This is a genomic window from Corynebacterium sp. HMSC05D03 (genome assembly GCF_001807205.1).
In the GTDB taxonomy this organism is placed as follows: Bacteria; Actinomycetota; Actinomycetes; order Mycobacteriales; family Mycobacteriaceae; genus Corynebacterium; species Corynebacterium aurimucosum.
This window is the reverse complement of the sequence record NZ_KV788158.1, coordinates 1-16,505: the sequence shown is the minus strand read 5'-3', so window position 1 is coordinate 16,505 and position 16,505 is coordinate 1. Positions and strand designations below refer to the sequence as shown.

Here is a 16,505-nt window from a genome sequence, read left to right as displayed (position 1 = left end):
TTATCCTGCCTGCTGCATCGTGGCCCACAGGCCGGCGACTTGCAGTTTCTTCACATCGGCTTCGACTTTGTCACGCTCACCTGAGGAGACCGCTGCCTTTCCTTCGGTATGGACCTGCATCATCAGCTCGTTGGCGCGCTTTTTGTCATAGCCCAGCACAGTCTGGAACACGTAGGAAACATAGCTCATTAGGTTGACTGGGTCATCCCAAACAATGCACATCCACGGCAGGTTTTCGCTCGTGGCGACGTCGACCTCAATCGCTTCATCCAGCTCCGGGGTGGCCATGGGCGAACTCATAACCACGCCCGCGGACGTTTCTTTGTGCGCTTTCATGTCCTCTACCCTAGCCAAATTTTTTCCGGTAGCGAGCGGTTATACTGTCATCAGCTTTTGACCTGATTGTCGTTTCCAGGTGGCACCGATGAATTCTTTTACCCTTCCCCCAGCCGTTACTGACATTCTCGCGGGACGCCAACCGGCGAAGGAGGATGTCGTGCTCCTCCTGCAGCGCATCCTCACCGTGCTCGTCCTCGGCGGCACGCTCACAACTGCCGTCATCAGTCTGACCACTCCGTCCGAGGACGGCAGCTCGCAGGAGCCAGAAACTCCCGCGCCAGCAGCCTGTGATTACGAGCTTCCCGACGTTCCCGTCCAACGCCAGCTCGCCACCATCCAAGAGGATCTGATGGTGGCGCTCAACAGGTGGCGCAAGGAAGACGGCCAGGCCCCGCTGGTGCCCGGTATCAACCGCCAAACCGCAGCCCGCGAAAAGGCGGAGTGCAACGCGATGACCCACGAGCAGGATCTGACGGAAGAAAATGTGCAGATGGTCCAGCACCACCTGCCCTTAGAGACGGCTAGCGGCTACCATTTTGTGGAAGACATCCGTAAGTCACCCGACAATATGGCTGCCCTGCGAGATCGCCGGATGACCACCGCGGCCGTTGGAGTGGCTTATAACGACGGCGAGGTCTACGTTGTCATTCAGCTTGAGGAATAGAAGAGCTGATTTTTCAGAGCTCCCTGAGTAGCATCTTCGATGTGACTACTATCTCAGACAACACCCAGGATTCTGGGTTCGGACCTAGCGATCGTTCTACGGCTCTCCTTACGGATAAATACGAGCTGACCATGTTGGAGGCAGCGTTGCGCGATGGCTCCGCGCACCGCCAAGTGGCCTGCGAGGTATTTGCCCGCCGCCTCCCCAACGAGCGGCGCTATGGTGTCGTGGCCGGCACCGAACGCGTACTTCGCGCAGTCCGGGACTTCCGCTTTACCGCCCAACAACTGGCAGAGATGGACTTCCTTGATGCAGAAACCAAGGAATACCTGGCCAATTACCGCTTCTCTGGACACATCGATGGCTACCGCGAAGGTGAGCTCTACTTCCCCAATTCGCCCCTGTTGACCGTGCGCGGAACCTTTGGTGAATGCCTGATTCTGGAAACGGTGATTCTGTCCATCATGAATTCCGATTCCGCAGTGGCTTCTGCGGCCTCACGTATGGTGGTGGCTGCAGATGGCCGCCCCATCATCGAGATGGGTTCGCGCCGCACTCACGAATACGCTGCCGTGACCGCTGCCCGCGCCGCCTACCTGGCAGGTTTCCAGGCCACCTCCAACCTGGAAGCCGGCTACCGCTACGACATTCCGGTCTCCGGCACTGCGGCGCATGCGTGGACGCTGGCGCACGTCAACGAGGACGGCACTCCCAATGAGGAGGCGGCCTTCCGCGGGCAGATCGAAACGCTCGGCGTCGATACCACCCTGCTGGTGGATACCTATGACATCACCAAGGGCGTAGAAACCGCCGTGCGCGTCGCCGGCCCCGAGTTGGGCGGCGTGCGCATCGACTCTGGTGATTTGGCCGCGGTCACCCGTCGCGTGCGCAAGCAGCTCGATGACTTGGGCAACCACAACACCAAAATCGTGGTCTCCTCCGACCTCGATGAGTTTGCCATCGCCGGCCTGCGCGGCGACCCCGTCGATGTCTATGGCGTGGGTACCTCAGTGGTTACTGGCTCGGGCGCGCCAACCGCCAGCATGGTGTATAAGGTCGTCGAGGTTGATGGCCACCCAGTAGCCAAGCGCTCCTCCTCGAAGAAATCGCAGGGTGGGGCTAAGCGCTCTCTGCGCACCTACCGTTCCTCGGGGGTGGCCGTCGAGGAGCTCGTGCTCCCCTTCTCCGCCGAGGACCCAGACACGGGCACGCTGCGCACCCGCGAGATGACGGTACCGCTCATGCGCGACGGCGAAATCCTCGACAACCTGCCTACCCTCGAAGAATCCCGCGAGTATCTGGCTCAGGCCATCACCACCCTGCCATGGGAAGGCCTAGCGCTCACCCGCGACGAGCCTGCGGTTCCCACCCGCTTCGTTGGCTTCGGCTCTTAAGAAGCACGGCGAAGGCGACCGACTACACTGCCTGACATGCACGACACAACGGTTGACCTTCTCGACGCCGCAGTCTCTTCCCTCGGCGGCGCGCGGCGTGCCGGCCAGGTGCGCATGGCGGAGGCCGTAACCACCGCGTTAGAAAAGGAACGCCACCTCGCTGTGCAGGCAGGAACTGGTACGGGTAAGTCCCTGGCTTACCTCGTGCCCGCCTTCCGCCACGCGCAAGGAACCGGACACACGGTGATCGTCTCCACCGCCACGCTGGCGCTGCAGCGGCAGCTCGTGGAGCGGGACCTTCCGCGTCTGGCCGAGGCCCTCGAGCCGCACCTGGAGAAGAAGCCCACCTTCGCCATCATGAAGGGCCGCTCCAACTACGTCTGCCTCAACAAGGTGTCCCGCGCCGCCGAACTGGAGGATGAGGACGCGCTACTCGACGAAGACTCGGTCTCCCACCTCGGCCGCCACGTCCAACGTGTCTATGAATGGGCGGAAGACACAGAGACGGGTGACCGTGAGGATTTGGAACCGGGCGTGCCCGACCTCGCGTGGCGGCAAGTCTCCGTCACCTCGAACGAATGCCTCGGCGCCACACGCTGCCCGCACGGCGAGGACTGCTTCGCGGAACTCGCGCGACGCCGCGCGGCGGACGTCGATATCGTGGTCACCAACCACGCGCTGCTCGCCATTGACGCAGTAGCAGACATCAATATCCTGCCGGAACACGATGTCGTCATCATCGATGAGGCCCACGAGCTAGATGGCCGCATCACCTCGGTTTCTACCGCCGAAATCACCGGGCGCGCGCTGAAGATGGCGGCCAGCCGCGCCAAGTCTCTCGGCGCCAACGGTAAGGACCAACGCCTCGCTGAGCAGGCCAACGAGCTGAGTCAACTCCTCGGAGAATTCGCGCCAGGACGCTGGACCGACTTGCCAGAGGAAGCCAAGCAGCAGCTCATGGGTTTGGCGGACACGTTGGCCGACTGCCGCGAGACCATCGCCCGCGCCCCCGAGGGTGAGCAGTCCCAAGACCCGGAAAAATCTGCGGAGCGCCAGAACCTGGCCAATCACCTCGCTAGCCTCGTCGAAGCCATCGCTCGCATCCTTGACGTTTTCGCTACCGGTGACCCCGCCGCGCATGCCGACGTAGTCTGGCTGGAGCGCGATGAGCGCACGCTGAACGACACCCTCGCCGTGGCCCCGCTCTCCATCGCCGGGATGCTGCACGAAAAGCTCTTCGGCGAACAAACCGTGGTGCTGACCTCCGCCACGCTGGCCTTGGGAGGGCGCTTCGACGCCATGGCCGCGCAGTGGGGCCTGCCGAAGGGCACGTGGGACAGCCTTGATGTGGGTTATCCTTTCGACCCCGCGCGCAGTGGCATCTTATATACCGCGTCGCACCTACCGCAGCCGGGCCGTGACGGCCTCAGCCCCGAGACGCTCAAGGAGATCCGCGAGCTCATCATGGCTGCGGGCGGGCGCACGCTCGGGCTCTTCTCCTCGCGGCGAGCCGCGCAGCAGGCAGCCGAGGAACTCAAGCCCACGCTCCCCTTCGATATCTACCTCCAGGGCGAGGACTCCATCGGCGCTCTCGTGGACAAGTTCACGAAGAACGAAAACTCCTGTCTTTTCGGCACGCTAACCCTTTGGCAGGGCGTCGACGTACCGGGTCCTGCTTGTTCCCTGGTCCTCATCGACCGCATTCCCTTCCCGCGCCCGGATAACCCCCTCATGCAGGCTCGCACCGAGGCCGCGAAGGCCGCCGGGCGCAACGGCTTCATGGAAGTCTCCGCCACGCATGCTGCATTGCTTATGGCCCAAGGCGCGGGCCGTTTGCTGCGCTCTGCTAACGACCGCGGCGTCGTCGCAGTACTGGATAACCGCTTAGTAACCAAGCGCTATGGCTCCTACTTGAGGGCCTCGATGCCACAGATGTGGCCCACGAGCGACCCGCACGTCGTGCGCGGGGCTCTCCAGCGCCTAGTCGAAGCCCGTTAGGGGCGGCGCAGCGCGCAGACCGTAGCTGAGTCTGGGGCAACTTCGGTGAAGCCGGCGTCGTGCACCACAACAGCACCGGGGCGAGCGCATGCCGCTGCAAAGTCCGCAGTGCCGAGTTCGCGCACGGAAAGCGAAAAGTCCCGCGCTGCCCAGTCCTCTACTTCCTTGAAGCTCATTGCCGCAGCCAGCAGCATTGAACCATGCCCCACTTGCGCCGCAGCCTTTCCGGCGCTCATGGCAAGGGATGAGTCGATGTAGATCACGGGGTCGTCGGCAAGCGCGGGGCCCGGCTCATCCTGCGGGAGATCAGTATGGCCGATCTGCAGCTTGGCGACGAGCGGGTGCACATCCTGTACCGCCGAGGGGACGAAGACACGCGCGCGGTCATTGACAGTGACCCCAGGCAGAGCCTGTACATCGCGCCACGCCTTGTTGCGCGCGCGGCGGGCCACCTTGCGGATGCGGTGGCCGTACCACTGCCCCAAGGCCTCGGAGAAGGCCCCATCCTGCCCGGCCCGATCGTCGAGGCAGAGCTTGACCACGCCCCGCGCCGCTGCCTCCAACACCTCCGTGCGCGTGGGCGTGTCTTGCTTGGGCAGGTTGAGCGCTATCTGCATCGCCTGGATGGTCTCGGGCTTGTTGGGGTCCTCGGGATCATCCCGCCAGCTCCGCTCGCTGCACGCGGCCACGAGGCGACGGTGGGCCTCGCGGAGGTTATTCACTGGCGACTTCCTCCATGGGGATGCCCAGGATTTGCAGGATTTCATCCATGTACGGATGGTTGACCGAGGTATCCGCAACCTCTCGCAGTGCGGGTTTGGCGTTGAAGGCGATGCCCAAACCGGCAGCGGAGATCATGTCGATATCGTTGGCACCGTCACCAACCGCCACGGTCTGCCGCATGCTCAGGCCCGAATCCGCAGCAAATTCGCGCAGGAACATCTCCTTGGCCTTGCGGTCCACGACGTCCCCGATGACCCGGCCGGTGAGCTTGCCGTCCTCGATCTCGAGGGTATTGGCGCGCACGTAGTCAAGGTCGAGCTCATTAGCGAGGTCCTCGAGCACCTGAATGAAGCCGCCAGACACCACTGCAACGCGGTAGCCCATGCGCTTGAGCGTGCGGATGGTGGTGCGCACGCCTGGAGTCAGACGAATATCGTTGGCGGTTTCCTTAATCACCGATTCCGGCAACCCGGCCAGGGCGGCGACGCGCTCGCGGAGAGACTCCTCGAAGTCCAGCTCACCGCGCATTGCGCGCTCCGTCACCGCAGCAACCTCTGCCTCCTTGCCAGCGTGGGCGGCCAACATCTCGATAACCTCGCCGGTGATGAGGGTGGAATCGCAGTCAAAGCAAATAAGCCGCTTTGAGCGGCGTTGCAGGCCGGAGCGCTCAATGGCGATGTCGACGCCCTGCTCCGTGGCCAAGCGGGCCAGCATTGCGCGGACTGGGTCGGAAGCTCCCTCAATGGTGATGTAGAGCTCGAGACCGTTGAGCGGGTAGGTAGAAAGACCGCGGATGCGGTCGATGTTGACGTTCAGGTTGGCCAGCTCCTTGGCAATCGCCGACATGTGGCTGGCGTTGAGCTGGCGCCCCAGCACCACGACGACGTGCGTGGAGCGCGGCCGTGAGGTTGCCTCCTCTTCCCGAAGATCCACGTTGATGGATTGGGCATAAATGCTCAACGTGTTGCGTAGGCCCTGCTCGAGCGCTTCGAGGCGGGAAGCCTGCACCCGGATATACGCAGAAAGGGAGATACGGCCGGAAAAGATAGCCTGTTCGGCGTCGACGAGCTCGACGTTGTGGGAGCTCAGGACTCGGAAGAAGGCGGCCGATACGCCGGGCTTGTCGGGGCCAGAGGCGGTGACAACGGCGAAGACTTGTTCACTTTGATTATCCACGGGCCTCATTATCGCACACCGCGATCCTGGAATCTCCACCTACGGCAAACGCCGCCTCCCCATCGCGGTGATGGGGAGGCGGCGTTTTCAGGAGTACTCAGCTAGTGAGTGCTTAGTGCCCGACGTGTGCTTCCTCGCGCATGCGCTTGACCATGTGCGGGTAGTGCAGCTCGAAGGCCGGACGCTCGGAACGGATGCGCGGCAGGGATACGAAGTTGTGGCGCGGCGGCGGGCAGGAGGTAGCCCACTCAAGGGAGTTGCCGTAACCCCACGGATCGTCCACGGTGACGATCTCACCGTAGCGCCAGGACTTGAAGACGTTCCACACCAACGGGATAACCGATGCGCCGAGAACGAAGGAGAAGATGGTGGAAATCTGGTTGAAGACCGTGAAGCCATCAGACTCCAGGTAGTCAGCGTAACGACGCGGCATACCCATGTTGCCCACCCAGTGCTGAACCAGGAAGGTGCCGTGGAAGCCAATGAAGGTCAGCCAGAAGTGAATCTTGCCCAGACGCTCATCCAGCATGCGGCCGGTCATCTTCGGGAACCAGAAGTACAGACCACCGAAGGCGGAGAAGACCACGGTACCGAAGAGGGTGTAGTGGAAGTGAGCAATCAGGAAGTAGGACTCAGCAAGGTGGAAGTCCAGCGCCGGAGAGGCCAGCATAATACCGGTCATACCGCCGAAGAGGAAGGTAGTCAGGAAGCCCATGGCGAAGATCATTGGGGTATCCCAGGTGATATGACCCTTCCACATCGTGCCGACCCAGTTGAAGAACTTCACGCCGGTCGGAACCGCAATGAGGAAGGTCATGAAGGAGAAGAACGGCAGCAGGACGGCGCCGGTCACGAACATGTGGTGAGCCCACACAGCCATGGACAGTGCACCGATGGCCAGCAGAGCGAAGACGAGGCCAATGTAGCCGAAGACCGGCTTACGGGAGAAGACCGGAACAATCTCGGAGATGATGCCGAAGAAAGGCAGAGCCAGAACGTAGACCTCCGGGTGGCCGAAGAACCAGAAGAGGTGCTGCCACAGGATGGCGCCACCGTTAGCGGAGTCGAAGATGTGGCCGCCCAGCTTGCGGTCATAGAGAACACCCAGCGCAGCAGCGGTCAGCAGCGGGAAGATCATCAGCACGATGACGGAAGCGGTGAAGATAGCCCAAGTGAAGACCGGAAGACGGAACATGGTCATGCCCGGCGCACGCAGGGTGAGAACCGTGGTGACCATGTTGATGGCGGATGCAATGGTACCGACACCGGTAGCACCCACACCGACAATCCACATGTCAGCACCAATGCCCGGGGTGTGAACCGAGTCCGCCAGCGGCATGTACATGGTCCAGCCGAAGTCAGCTGCACCACCCGGGGTCAAGAAGCCCGCGAGCATCACGATGCCGCCGGTCAGGGTAATCCAGAAGCCGAAAGCGTTCAGACGCGGGAAGGCCACATCCGGTGCACCAATCTGCAGGGGCAGAACGTAGTTACCGAATGCCCACACCACTGGTGTCGCAAACAGCAGCAGCATGACGGTGCCGTGCATGGTGAACAGCTGGTTGAACTGCTCGTTGGACAGGAACTGCAGTCCTGGGGTGAAAAGCTCAGCACGAAGAAGCAGAGCCATAAAGCCACCGAGGAAGAAGAAGCTGAAGGACATGATCATGTACATGATGCCCAGCTGCTTGTGGTCGGTGGTGGTTAGCAACGTCCACGCCTTGGAACCGGTCTTTGCATTACCAGTCGGCTCCGGACGTGTAGGCGCGACGTAATCGTCGAGCCGTGGCGCCACAGCGGTCATAAAATCCTCCTGAAGAACAAGCGTTTAACCACATCGGCATCACGCGTTTTCACGCGCCACACGCTCAGCGATCAAACACCTAGGTTTACTCGCATTATATTAGGCCACCTCAGGGCCAAATTTCCAGCGCTCTGTTATTTTCCACTGCCCTCGCTAGCCCCGTTTGGAGCAGATAACCCCTTGTACGCGGCCAACCCGCCGCAGCGCACCTTAACGCTCGGTGATATAGAACACAGAAGGTCGGTCCTGTAGGCCCCGGAAAGCCAAAAACGCACCCCCTGAAAGAATCAAACTTTCGGTTGATCCTCTCGGGAGGTGCGCGGTACCGACAGGGAGGGCTTAGAAGTCCCAGTCGTCGTCGGTGGTTTCCTCGGCCTTGCCAATTACGTAGGAAGAGCCGGAGCCAGAGAAGAAGTCATGGTTCTCATCGGCGTTCGGAGACAGCGAAGACAGGATCGCTGGGGACACGCGGGTTTCATCCGCGGGGAAGAGGCCCTCGAAGCCTAGGTTATTCAGCGCCTTGTTGGCGTTGTAGCGCAGGAAGCGCTTCACATCCTCGGTCCAGCCCAGCTCATCGTAAAGGTCCTCAGTGTAGTCAATCTCGTTCTCATAGAGATCGTAGAGCAAGTCGAAGGCATAGCCCTTCAACTCTTCCTGCTCCGGCTCCGAAAGCTCCTTGTAGCCCTGCTGGAACTTGTAGCCGATGTAGTAGCCGTGAACGGCCTCATCACGAATAATGAGGCGGATGATGTCGGCCGTGTTCGTCAGCTTTGCTCGCGACGAGAAGTGCATCGGCAGGAAGAAACCAGAGTAAAAGAGGAAGGATTCCAGCAGCACGGACGCTACCTTCTTCTTCAGCGGGTTATCTCCCTCGTAGTAGGACATGACAATCTTAGCCTTGCGCTGGAGGTTTTCATTCTCCTCAGACCAGCGGAAGGCGTCGTTGATCATGGGGGTCGACGCCAGCGTCATAAAGATATTGGAGTAGGACTTCGCGTGGACGGACTCCATAAAGGCGATGTTGGTGTACACGGCCTCCTCGTGGGGCGTGACGGCGTCGGGAAGCAGCGAGACCGCACCCACGGTGCCCTGAATGGTATCGAGCAGGGTGAGGCCAGCGAAGACGCGCATGGTGGTCTCCTGCTCCTTCTCCGTCAGCGTCTTCCAACTCGGGATGTCGTTGGACACCGGAACCTTCTCCGGGAGCCAGAAGTTACCGGTCAGGCGATCCCACACCTCAAGGTCCTTCTCATCCGGAATGGTATTCCAGTTAATTGCTTTCACCGGAGCCTCGTGGCTAGCGATGTAATCGTCGTACTCGTGAGACACGCACGTCACCTCGTCTTGCTAGTAATTTTGGGGTTCGGTGCCATCGTACCCGCTAAAATTAGGGGCCAAAATTCCAGCGTGTTTTATACTTAAGTCCTGTTCTCATGACCCCAAGTTTCGATGGAATGACTGACTCCTCCGCTCCCCTCCTCAGCACCGTGCTCGACGCATTGGGCACGGACATCGTCAGCGGCACGCTGGCAGCCGGTGATCGATTTACGCTCACTGATCTCTGCGCGCGTTTCGGCATTTCCCGAACTGTGGCCCGCGAGGCCATGCGCGCGCTCGAGCACCTAGGGATGGTCTCCTCGTCGCGCCGAGTAGGTATTACAGTGCTCCCCATCAGTGAATGGGCGGTCTACGATCCCGCAATCATTTCTTGGCGTTTAGGATCCGAGAAATCGCGCGATAGCCAGCGCACCTCTCTTAATGATCTGCGTCTCGCCATCGAGCCTGTCGCCGCGGGCTTAGCCGCGCAGCACGCTTCCTCAGAAGATAAGGAAGAGATTTTGGAGCTGGCCCACCGCCTTCAGGTCACGCCAACGCGGCGCGTGGGCGAGCACCTCGCCACAGATCTGCGCTTCCACGCCATGGTTCTCCATGCCTCAGGCAATGAAATGTTCACTGCGCTAAGCCCCTATCTCCTATCCATGGTGCGCGGGCGCTCCCTCTATGGTTCCCGCAAGCGCAACCCCACGGCCGGCACCGCACAGCTCCACCTCGATCTAGCGGAGGCAATCCACCGCGGTGACTCCCCCGAGGCAGAAAAAATCGCACGCGCCATTCTCATTGAGGCGCGTGCGAAATAAAAGCTAGCGCATAAGGCTAGAGCATGCAGGAAACGCAGCCCTCAACCTCGGTTCCTTCCAGAGCCATCTGGCGCAGGCGGATGTAGTAGAGGGTCTTAATACCCTTGCGCCAAGCGTAAATCTGAGCACGGTTGATATCGCGGGTAGTGGCGGTGTCCTTGAAGAACAGCGTCAGCGACAGACCTTGGTCAACGTACTTCGTGGCCTCGGCGTAGGTGTCGATGATCTTCTCGTAGCCGATCTCGTAGGAGTCCTTGAAGTACTCCAGGTTGTCGTTGTCCATGTGCGGCGCCGGGTAGTAGACGCGGCCGATCTTGCCTTCCTTACGAATCTCAATCTTAGAGGCAATCGGGTGGATCGAAGAGGTCGAGTTATTGATGTAGGAAATCGATCCGGTCGGCGGCACCGCCTGCAGGTTGCGGTTGTAAATGCCGTGCTTGGCGACGTCCACCTTCAGCTGCGCCCACTCCTCTGCCGACGGGGTGTGGATCGAGGACTTGGCGAAGAGCTCCTTGACCTTCTCCGTACGGGGAGCAAAGTCAGCCGGATCATAGCGGTCGAAGAACTCGCCACTAGCGTAGTCAGACTCGGGGAACTCGCTGAAGTACTCGCCGCGTTCGCGGGCCAGCTTGTTGGAGGCGCGCAGCGCGGCGTACATGATGGCGGCGAAGTAGGCGTTGGTGAAGTCCAAGCCTTCCTCGGAGCCATACTCAATGTGCTCGCGGCCGAGGTAACCGTGCAGGTTCATCTGGCCCAGGCCAATGGCATGGGAATCATCGTTGCCCTTGCGCACGGAAGGAACAGAGTTGATGGCGGTCTTATCCGACACCGCGGTCAAACCACGGATAGCAGTCTCCACCGTCAGCGCGAAGTCCGGGGAATCCATGGTGGCGGCAATGTTCAGGGAGCCAAGGTTGCAGGAAATATCGCTGCCCAAGGTCTTGTAGGTGAGGTCCTCGTTGAGCTCCGACGGGGAGTTGACCTGCAGAATCTCCGAGCAGAGGTTCGACATGTTGATGCGACCGGTCTTGACCGGGTTCGCGCGGTTCACGGTGTCCTCGAACATGATGTACGGGTAACCGGATTCGAACTGCAGCTCCGCAACGGTCTGGAAGAAGTGGCGAGCGTTGATCTTCTTCTTGCGGATACGCGGATCCTCGACCATCTCTTCGTAGTGCTCAGTAACGGAAATATCGCCGAAGGCCTTGCCGTAGACGCGCTCGACATCGTACGGGCTGAACAGGTACATATCGTCGTTGTTCTTCGCCAGCTCGAAGGTGATATCCGGGATCACGATGCCGAGCGACAGTGTCTTAATGCGGATCTTCTCATCCGCATTCTCGCGCTTGGTGTCGAGAAAATTCATGATGTCCGGGTGGTGCGCGTTGAGGTAAACCGCACCAGCGCCCTGGCGAGCACCCAGCTGGTTCGCGTAGGAGAAGGAATCCTCCAACAGCTTCATCACGGGGATGACGCCGGAAGACTGGTTCTCAATGTGCTTGATGGGCGCGCCAGATTCACGGATGTTGGACAGCAACAGGGCCACGCCGCCGCCGCGCTTGGACAGCTGCAGAGCGGAGTTAATGGAGCGGCCGATGGACTCCATGTTGTCCTCGATACGCAGCAGGAAGCAGGACACCAGCTCGCCACGCTGAGCCTTGCCGGCGTTGAGGAAGGTCGGGGTAGCCGGCTGGAAGCGGCCGGTCATGATTTCATCTACAAGGTGCTCAGCCACCTTGGTGTCACCATCCGCCAAGAAGAGTGCGGTCATGGACACGCGGTCTTCGAAGCGCTCGAGGTAGCGGCGGCCGTCGAAGGTCTTCAGCGTGTACGAGGTGTAGTACTTGTAGGCACCCAGGAAGGTCTTAAAACGGAACTTGAAGGCGTAGGCACGCTTGAACAGGGACTTAATGAAATCAAAGTCGTACTGCTCGAGCAGTTCCGGCTCGTAGTATTTGTTGTCCACCAGATAGCGCATCTTTTCTTCCAGATCATGGAAGTAGACGGTGTTCTGGTTGACATGCTGGAGGAAGAATTGGTTCGCGGCCTCACGGTCCTTGTCGAACTGAATCTTGCCGTTCTCGTCATACAGGTTCAGAAGTGCGTTGAGCGCATGGTAATCCAGCTGCTCCTCTGGCTTCACAGGTTCAGCGACGGTCTTACCCAATTGCGTGGTCACGACGTTCACGGGCCTTTCTTTGCTATGGCGAAATGGAGAGACAAAATAATAGGAATGAGGCTTTAGGCGGCTAAACCTAAAGCAGCCGCGTTGGCCAAGAGGCCTTCACGGCAAATTGTGACATCTTCCTCGGTTCCGAGAAGCTCGAAGCGGTACACATAAGGAACCTTACACTTGGCGGCGATGACGTCGCCGGCCTTGCCAAAGTCACTGCCGAAGTTGCTGTTGCCTCCGGCTACGACAGCGCGGATGAAGCTGCGGTTGTGTTCGTCATTCAGAAAACGAATGACCTGCTTGGGAACAGGCCGGGTGTTGTGCCCGCTCATCGATGCCCCTCCCCCATACGTCGGACAAATCAAGACGTAGGGTTCATTCACGGTGAGGGGCTCATCGCTGAGACGCAGCGGGATGCGGGCGCTGGGAAGGCCGAGCTTCTCGACGAAGCGGTGGGTGTTTTCCGTAGCGGAAGAGAAATACACGACCAACATGACTGTTCCCTAGGCGCTCGCCGCCATAACGGAGAGAGCCTTGATGCGGTCAGGGCGGAAACCGGACCAGTGCTCACCGTGAGCCTCAACGACCGGCGCCTGGACGTAGCCCAGAGCCATGACGTAGTCACGGGCATCATCATCCAGGCTGATATCCACCGTTTCATAGTCGAGACCAGCACGGTCAAGAGCCTTCTTGGTGGCGTTGCACTGGACGCAAGCGGGCTTGGTGTAGAGGGTGATGCTCATGTGACGTTCCTTCAGCTTCCTTCGGCACTACACGCGGAGTGACTGTTGAATTCGATACCAGCAGGGCGCTTAGTAGCCCCATATTAAAGCTTTGAACAGCGGTGCAGAACCGCCGCTCAAGCAACATCAACGACACTATACTTTGTGCTCGCACCCCGCAACTAGCACTATATGTAGTAGTTACAAGGGTGATATTCCCAGGATGTAACCCGCCCCGACCCCACATGTTGACACCCCATCACTTCACCGATTGCCACGGCGGTAACTACACGGGTGATATTCCCTGCTCGTTCACCGAAGATTCACCTAGTTTGTGACAAACACCACTCGGTCCCCGGTTTTCGCCTCCCGCACACTGGCACGAAAGACTCCTTAAGCTCACAGAGGCAGTTTCAGCCCGGAGCGAAGCGGCAAAAGGAAACCGCCCCCTCCAACAAGCTATGAGCATGCTGAAGGGGGCGGTGCGAGTCCGTACGACTTAGCCCTGGCGAGCCTTGAAGCGCGGATCCTTCTTGTTGATCACGAAGACCTTACCGTGGCGGCGAATAACCTGGGCGCCCGGCTTCTTCTTCAGCGACCGAAGCGACTTGCGAACCTTCATCGGGCGCTCCTTTCGTTATGCGCAATCTTGATGCGATTGATTAGTTCAAAGCACAGCCGGGCAGACACCCAGCAATGACACGAGGAAAAATGTTACCCCACGCGCGCGCCATAACCAAAACACTCAGCTTTCGGAGTAGCGGGAGCGAAGCTGTTCGGCAACATCCTCGAGGCTCTTCCCCGCCGTTTCCGGAACGAGTGCGCGGGTATACCCCACCGCGACGAGGCCTAAGACCGCAAAGATTCCGAAGGCCAGCGAGCCGCCGAGCCACTCGACCACCGGCAAGAAGAACTGCGCCACCGCCCAGTTACTCACCCACAACGCCAGCCCGGCGATTCCCATGCCCAAGCCGCGAACTTCGGGCGGCACAATTTCTGACATGAGCAGCCACGTGGCCGGGGAGACCGCCGCCTGCTGGAATGCAATGAACGCCGCCATGCACGTCAGCGCCAGCATAGCCAGCGGCGTGGAATCATAGGCGAAGTGATAAGCCACAGCGAGGACCACGAGCGACACAACGTTGCCGCTTAATCCTGCTAGCAACAACCGACGGCGCCCCAGTCGGTCGACCACGCGCATGCCCACTAGGCACGCCGCGACGGACACCACACCAATCACCATCGACGTATACACCGAGTTGGTGGTGGAGATACCCACCTGGTTCATCATCGTGGGTGCGAAGTACACGATGGCGTTAACACCCGTAATCTGCTGGGTCAGGCCCATGAGCATGGCAAGCGCGACGGCCCAGCGCATCCAGCGGTGGCGTCGCAAAGCTCGCCATTCACCCGTGTTCGGCCGCGCGCTATGTTCCAACTCCGCTCCCCGCGCGCCAACCCGAGCGCTGACTGCGGCAGCCTCGCGCGTTCGACCTTGTGCCGCGAGCCACGCCGGGGTATCGGGGAGTAACACCATGCCGAGCGCCAGCGCCCCACCCGGGACCGCGGCCAGCCCGAGCATCCAATGCCAGCTGCCGCTTGCAGCCAACAGCGAGTTCACCCCGTACGCGAGTAGCTGCCCGACGACGATCATGAGCGTGTTGAGGGAGACCATCCGGCCCCGCACAGCCGCCGGGGTGATTTCGGAGATGTACATCGGGGAGACGATGGACACCGCGCCCACCGCCACGCCAAGGAATGTGCGGGCGGTAGCAAGTTCCGCAGCTGAGTTTGCTAGCGCACACCACACGGAACCAGCCACGAAGATGAGTCCGCCGGCGATGAGGGTTCGACGCCGCCCGATTACGCTCGCCACACGCCCAGCTGACAGCGCACCGACTGCCGCGCCAACCAACAGCATCGAGGTCACCAGCCCCTCCTCGTGGGCGGACATGCCGAATTCCGGCCCCACGAAGAGAAGGGCACCAGACATCACTCCGGTGTCATATCCGAAGAGCAGGCCGCCCAGGGCGGCTACGCCTGCGACGATGATGACGTAAGTATCTTTGTTCACGGGTTCCTATTGTCGCAGGCGGCTACCATGGGCGTCATGTCACATGAATCCTCAGACCTTCAGCACGACATCATCAAGGCCCTCGGCGTAAAACCCCGTATCGATCCAGCAGAAGAGGTTGAGCGCCGCGTCGCTTTCTTGGTGGACTATCTTCGCACCACCGGTGCGAAGGGCTTTGTCCTGGGCATCTCTGGTGGCCAAGACTCCACCCTGGCCGGACGGTTGGCGCAGCTGGCGGTAGCCCGCGTCGACGGCGCACATTTCTGGGCCGCGCGCCTTCCCCACGGAGTGCAGGCCGACGAGGATGACGCACAGATCGCTCTGGACTTCATCGAGCCTGACTACTCCCTCACCGTCAACATTGCCGAGGCCACCACAGCTCTCGACGGCGCCGTCGCCAACGCCATGCAACAAGACTCTCTGGGGGATTTCAATCGAGGCAACCTCAAGGCGCGTCTGCGCATGGCTGCACAGTACGCGCTAGCCGGCGAGGTCGGTGCGCTAGTCATCGGTACCGACCACGCCGCCGAAAACGTCACAGCTTTCTTTACCAAGTGGGGCGATGGCGCTGCCGACATCCTGCCTCTCGCCGGGCTCAACAAGCGCCAGGGCGCTCAACTCCTGAAACATCTCGGCGCACCGGATTCCACGTGGAAGAAGGTACCAACTGCTGACTTGGAGGATGACCGCCCCTTGCTCTCTGATGAAGAAGCTCTCGGCGTCACCTACACCCACATCGATGACTACCTCGAAGGCAAGGACGTGCCTGACGACGCCCGCGAGCGCATCGAAACCCTCTGGCGCGGCGGCGCCCACAAGCGCACCATGCCGCCGGGCCCTACAAGCGCCTAAGGTTCCAAGCCCCCTCCTCGCGGGGCTTTTCCTGTTCCGTTTCGGCACCCACCACGTGCGCCCGAGGCCAGCGTTTCCCCGCACGCCAGTGGCATCTTCTTCCCGGCGGTCAACTTCCTCCCTTCCCATAACGTGAGTCCGTCCGCCCCAACACCTGTAGCGCATATAGCCCCGTGCCCGTGATTGACGCTTCACCCCACCCCTGAGCTGGGTGTTTCTTCCTCCGGTTGCGGGGTTGCGGGTGCTGTTTTAGTCTCTGTGCTCATGGGGGATATCGAAACCTACCTCCGCCTACGCAACTCGGGGATTGCACTGGTGGAACATGTACCTGGCACACCCGATGAGCTCCGCGCGCTCGGCGCGGATGCCGCCGATGCCACCGAGCTTTCACAGCTGCACCAGGTCTACTTCGGCCCCACCCGCTTTACCGGTAAACAAAAGAAAGCCC

15 protein-coding genes and 1 pseudogene are annotated in these 16,505 nt (G+C 60.5%); 6 read left to right on the top strand and 10 right to left on the bottom strand.

Annotated features, from left to right (window positions below):
• On the bottom strand, nt 1–336 hold the full coding sequence (gene clpS, locus HMPREF3147_RS00640) for an ATP-dependent Clp protease adapter ClpS (RefSeq protein ID WP_012715272.1): 336 nt from the start codon (nt 334–336) through the stop codon (nt 1–3).
• Between the two features lie 88 nt (nt 337–424).
• Here clpS and HMPREF3147_RS00635 point away from each other — a divergent pair, with 88 nt between their 5' ends.
• From HMPREF3147_RS00635 to HMPREF3147_RS00625, 3 genes are read left to right on the top strand one after another with little or no spacing between them, the layout of a single operon-like run.
• A complete protein-coding gene (locus HMPREF3147_RS00635; protein ID WP_070443366.1) occupies nt 425–1,003 on the top strand; it encodes a hypothetical protein in 579 nt (192 codons plus the stop codon).
• 41 nt (nt 1,004–1,044) lie between these two features.
• Nucleotides 1,045–2,397 (top strand): nicotinate phosphoribosyltransferase, encoded by a 1,353-nt coding sequence (locus HMPREF3147_RS00630; RefSeq protein ID WP_070443364.1) that lies wholly within the window; start codon nt 1,045–1,047, stop codon nt 2,395–2,397.
• A 36-nt stretch (nt 2,398–2,433) separates the two neighbouring features.
• A complete protein-coding gene (locus HMPREF3147_RS00625; RefSeq protein WP_070443362.1) occupies nt 2,434–4,395 on the top strand; it encodes an ATP-dependent DNA helicase in 1,962 nt (653 codons plus the stop codon).
• Here HMPREF3147_RS00625 and HMPREF3147_RS00620 read toward each other — a convergent pair.
• The 4 genes from HMPREF3147_RS00620 to nrdF form a co-directional block, all read right to left on the bottom strand.
• Entirely contained in the window at nt 4,392–5,117 is a 726-nt protein-coding gene (locus HMPREF3147_RS00620) for a peptidyl-tRNA hydrolase (RefSeq protein WP_070443360.1), read from the bottom strand. The two genes, HMPREF3147_RS00625 and HMPREF3147_RS00620, sit on opposite strands and share 4 nt — an antisense overlap.
• A complete protein-coding gene (serB, locus tag HMPREF3147_RS00615; protein WP_070443358.1) occupies nt 5,110–6,303 on the bottom strand; it encodes a phosphoserine phosphatase SerB in 1,194 nt (397 codons plus the stop codon). Before serB ends, HMPREF3147_RS00620 begins: the two co-directional genes overlap by 8 nt.
• A 103-nt stretch (nt 6,304–6,406) precedes the next feature.
• A complete protein-coding gene (gene ctaD / locus HMPREF3147_RS00610; protein ID WP_070443356.1) occupies nt 6,407–8,098 on the bottom strand; it encodes an aa3-type cytochrome oxidase subunit I in 1,692 nt (563 codons plus the stop codon).
• 339 nt (nt 8,099–8,437) lie between these two features.
• Nucleotides 8,438–9,427, bottom strand: coding sequence for a class 1b ribonucleoside-diphosphate reductase subunit beta (gene nrdF / locus HMPREF3147_RS00605; RefSeq protein WP_070443354.1), 990 nt, complete (start codon nt 9,425–9,427; stop codon nt 8,438–8,440).
• Nucleotides 9,428–9,531: 104 nt separating this feature from the next.
• Here nrdF and HMPREF3147_RS00600 point away from each other — a divergent pair, with 104 nt between their 5' ends.
• Nucleotides 9,532–10,236, top strand: a complete 705-nt coding sequence (locus HMPREF3147_RS00600; protein WP_070443352.1) for a FadR/GntR family transcriptional regulator — start codon at nt 9,532–9,534, stop codon at nt 10,234–10,236.
• A 16-nt stretch (nt 10,237–10,252) separates the two neighbouring features.
• Here the strand turns inward: HMPREF3147_RS00600 and nrdE are convergent, their stop codons facing one another.
• The 5 genes from nrdE to HMPREF3147_RS00575 all read right to left on the bottom strand — a co-directional run bounded on the left by nrdE (nt 10,253) and on the right by HMPREF3147_RS00575 (nt 15,205).
• Entirely contained in the window at nt 10,253–12,415 is a 2,163-nt protein-coding gene (nrdE, locus tag HMPREF3147_RS00595) for a class 1b ribonucleoside-diphosphate reductase subunit alpha (protein WP_012715276.1), read from the bottom strand.
• 62 nt (nt 12,416–12,477) lie between these two features.
• The gene (gene nrdI / locus HMPREF3147_RS00590; protein ID WP_070443350.1) at nt 12,478–12,903 is read right to left on the bottom strand and encodes a class Ib ribonucleoside-diphosphate reductase assembly flavoprotein NrdI; all 426 of its coding nucleotides are present in this window, start codon (nt 12,901–12,903) and stop codon (nt 12,478–12,480) included.
• Between the two features lie 9 nt (nt 12,904–12,912).
• Nucleotides 12,913–13,152, bottom strand: a complete 240-nt coding sequence (nrdH, locus tag HMPREF3147_RS00585) for a glutaredoxin-like protein NrdH (RefSeq protein WP_070443347.1) — start codon at nt 13,150–13,152, stop codon at nt 12,913–12,915.
• A gap of 478 nt (nt 13,153–13,630) precedes the next feature.
• Nucleotides 13,631–13,753 carry a type B 50S ribosomal protein L36 gene (gene ykgO, locus HMPREF3147_RS00580; protein ID WP_003847162.1) on the bottom strand — a complete coding sequence of 41 codons (123 nt, stop codon included), beginning with the start codon at nt 13,751–13,753 and terminating at the stop codon, nt 13,631–13,633.
• A 123-nt stretch (nt 13,754–13,876) separates the two neighbouring features.
• A complete protein-coding gene (locus tag HMPREF3147_RS00575) occupies nt 13,877–15,205 on the bottom strand; it encodes a sugar porter family MFS transporter (RefSeq protein WP_070443344.1) in 1,329 nt (442 codons plus the stop codon).
• Nucleotides 15,206–15,232: 27 nt separating this feature from the next.
• On the opposite strand from HMPREF3147_RS00575, the gene nadE reads away from it, so the two are divergent.
• A complete protein-coding gene (gene nadE, locus HMPREF3147_RS00570; protein WP_070443342.1) occupies nt 15,233–16,057 on the top strand; it encodes an ammonia-dependent NAD(+) synthetase in 825 nt (274 codons plus the stop codon).
• Nucleotides 16,058–16,321: 264 nt separating this feature from the next.
• Nucleotides 16,322–16,505, top strand: a pseudogene (locus HMPREF3147_RS00565) (HNH endonuclease); the annotation flags it as partial.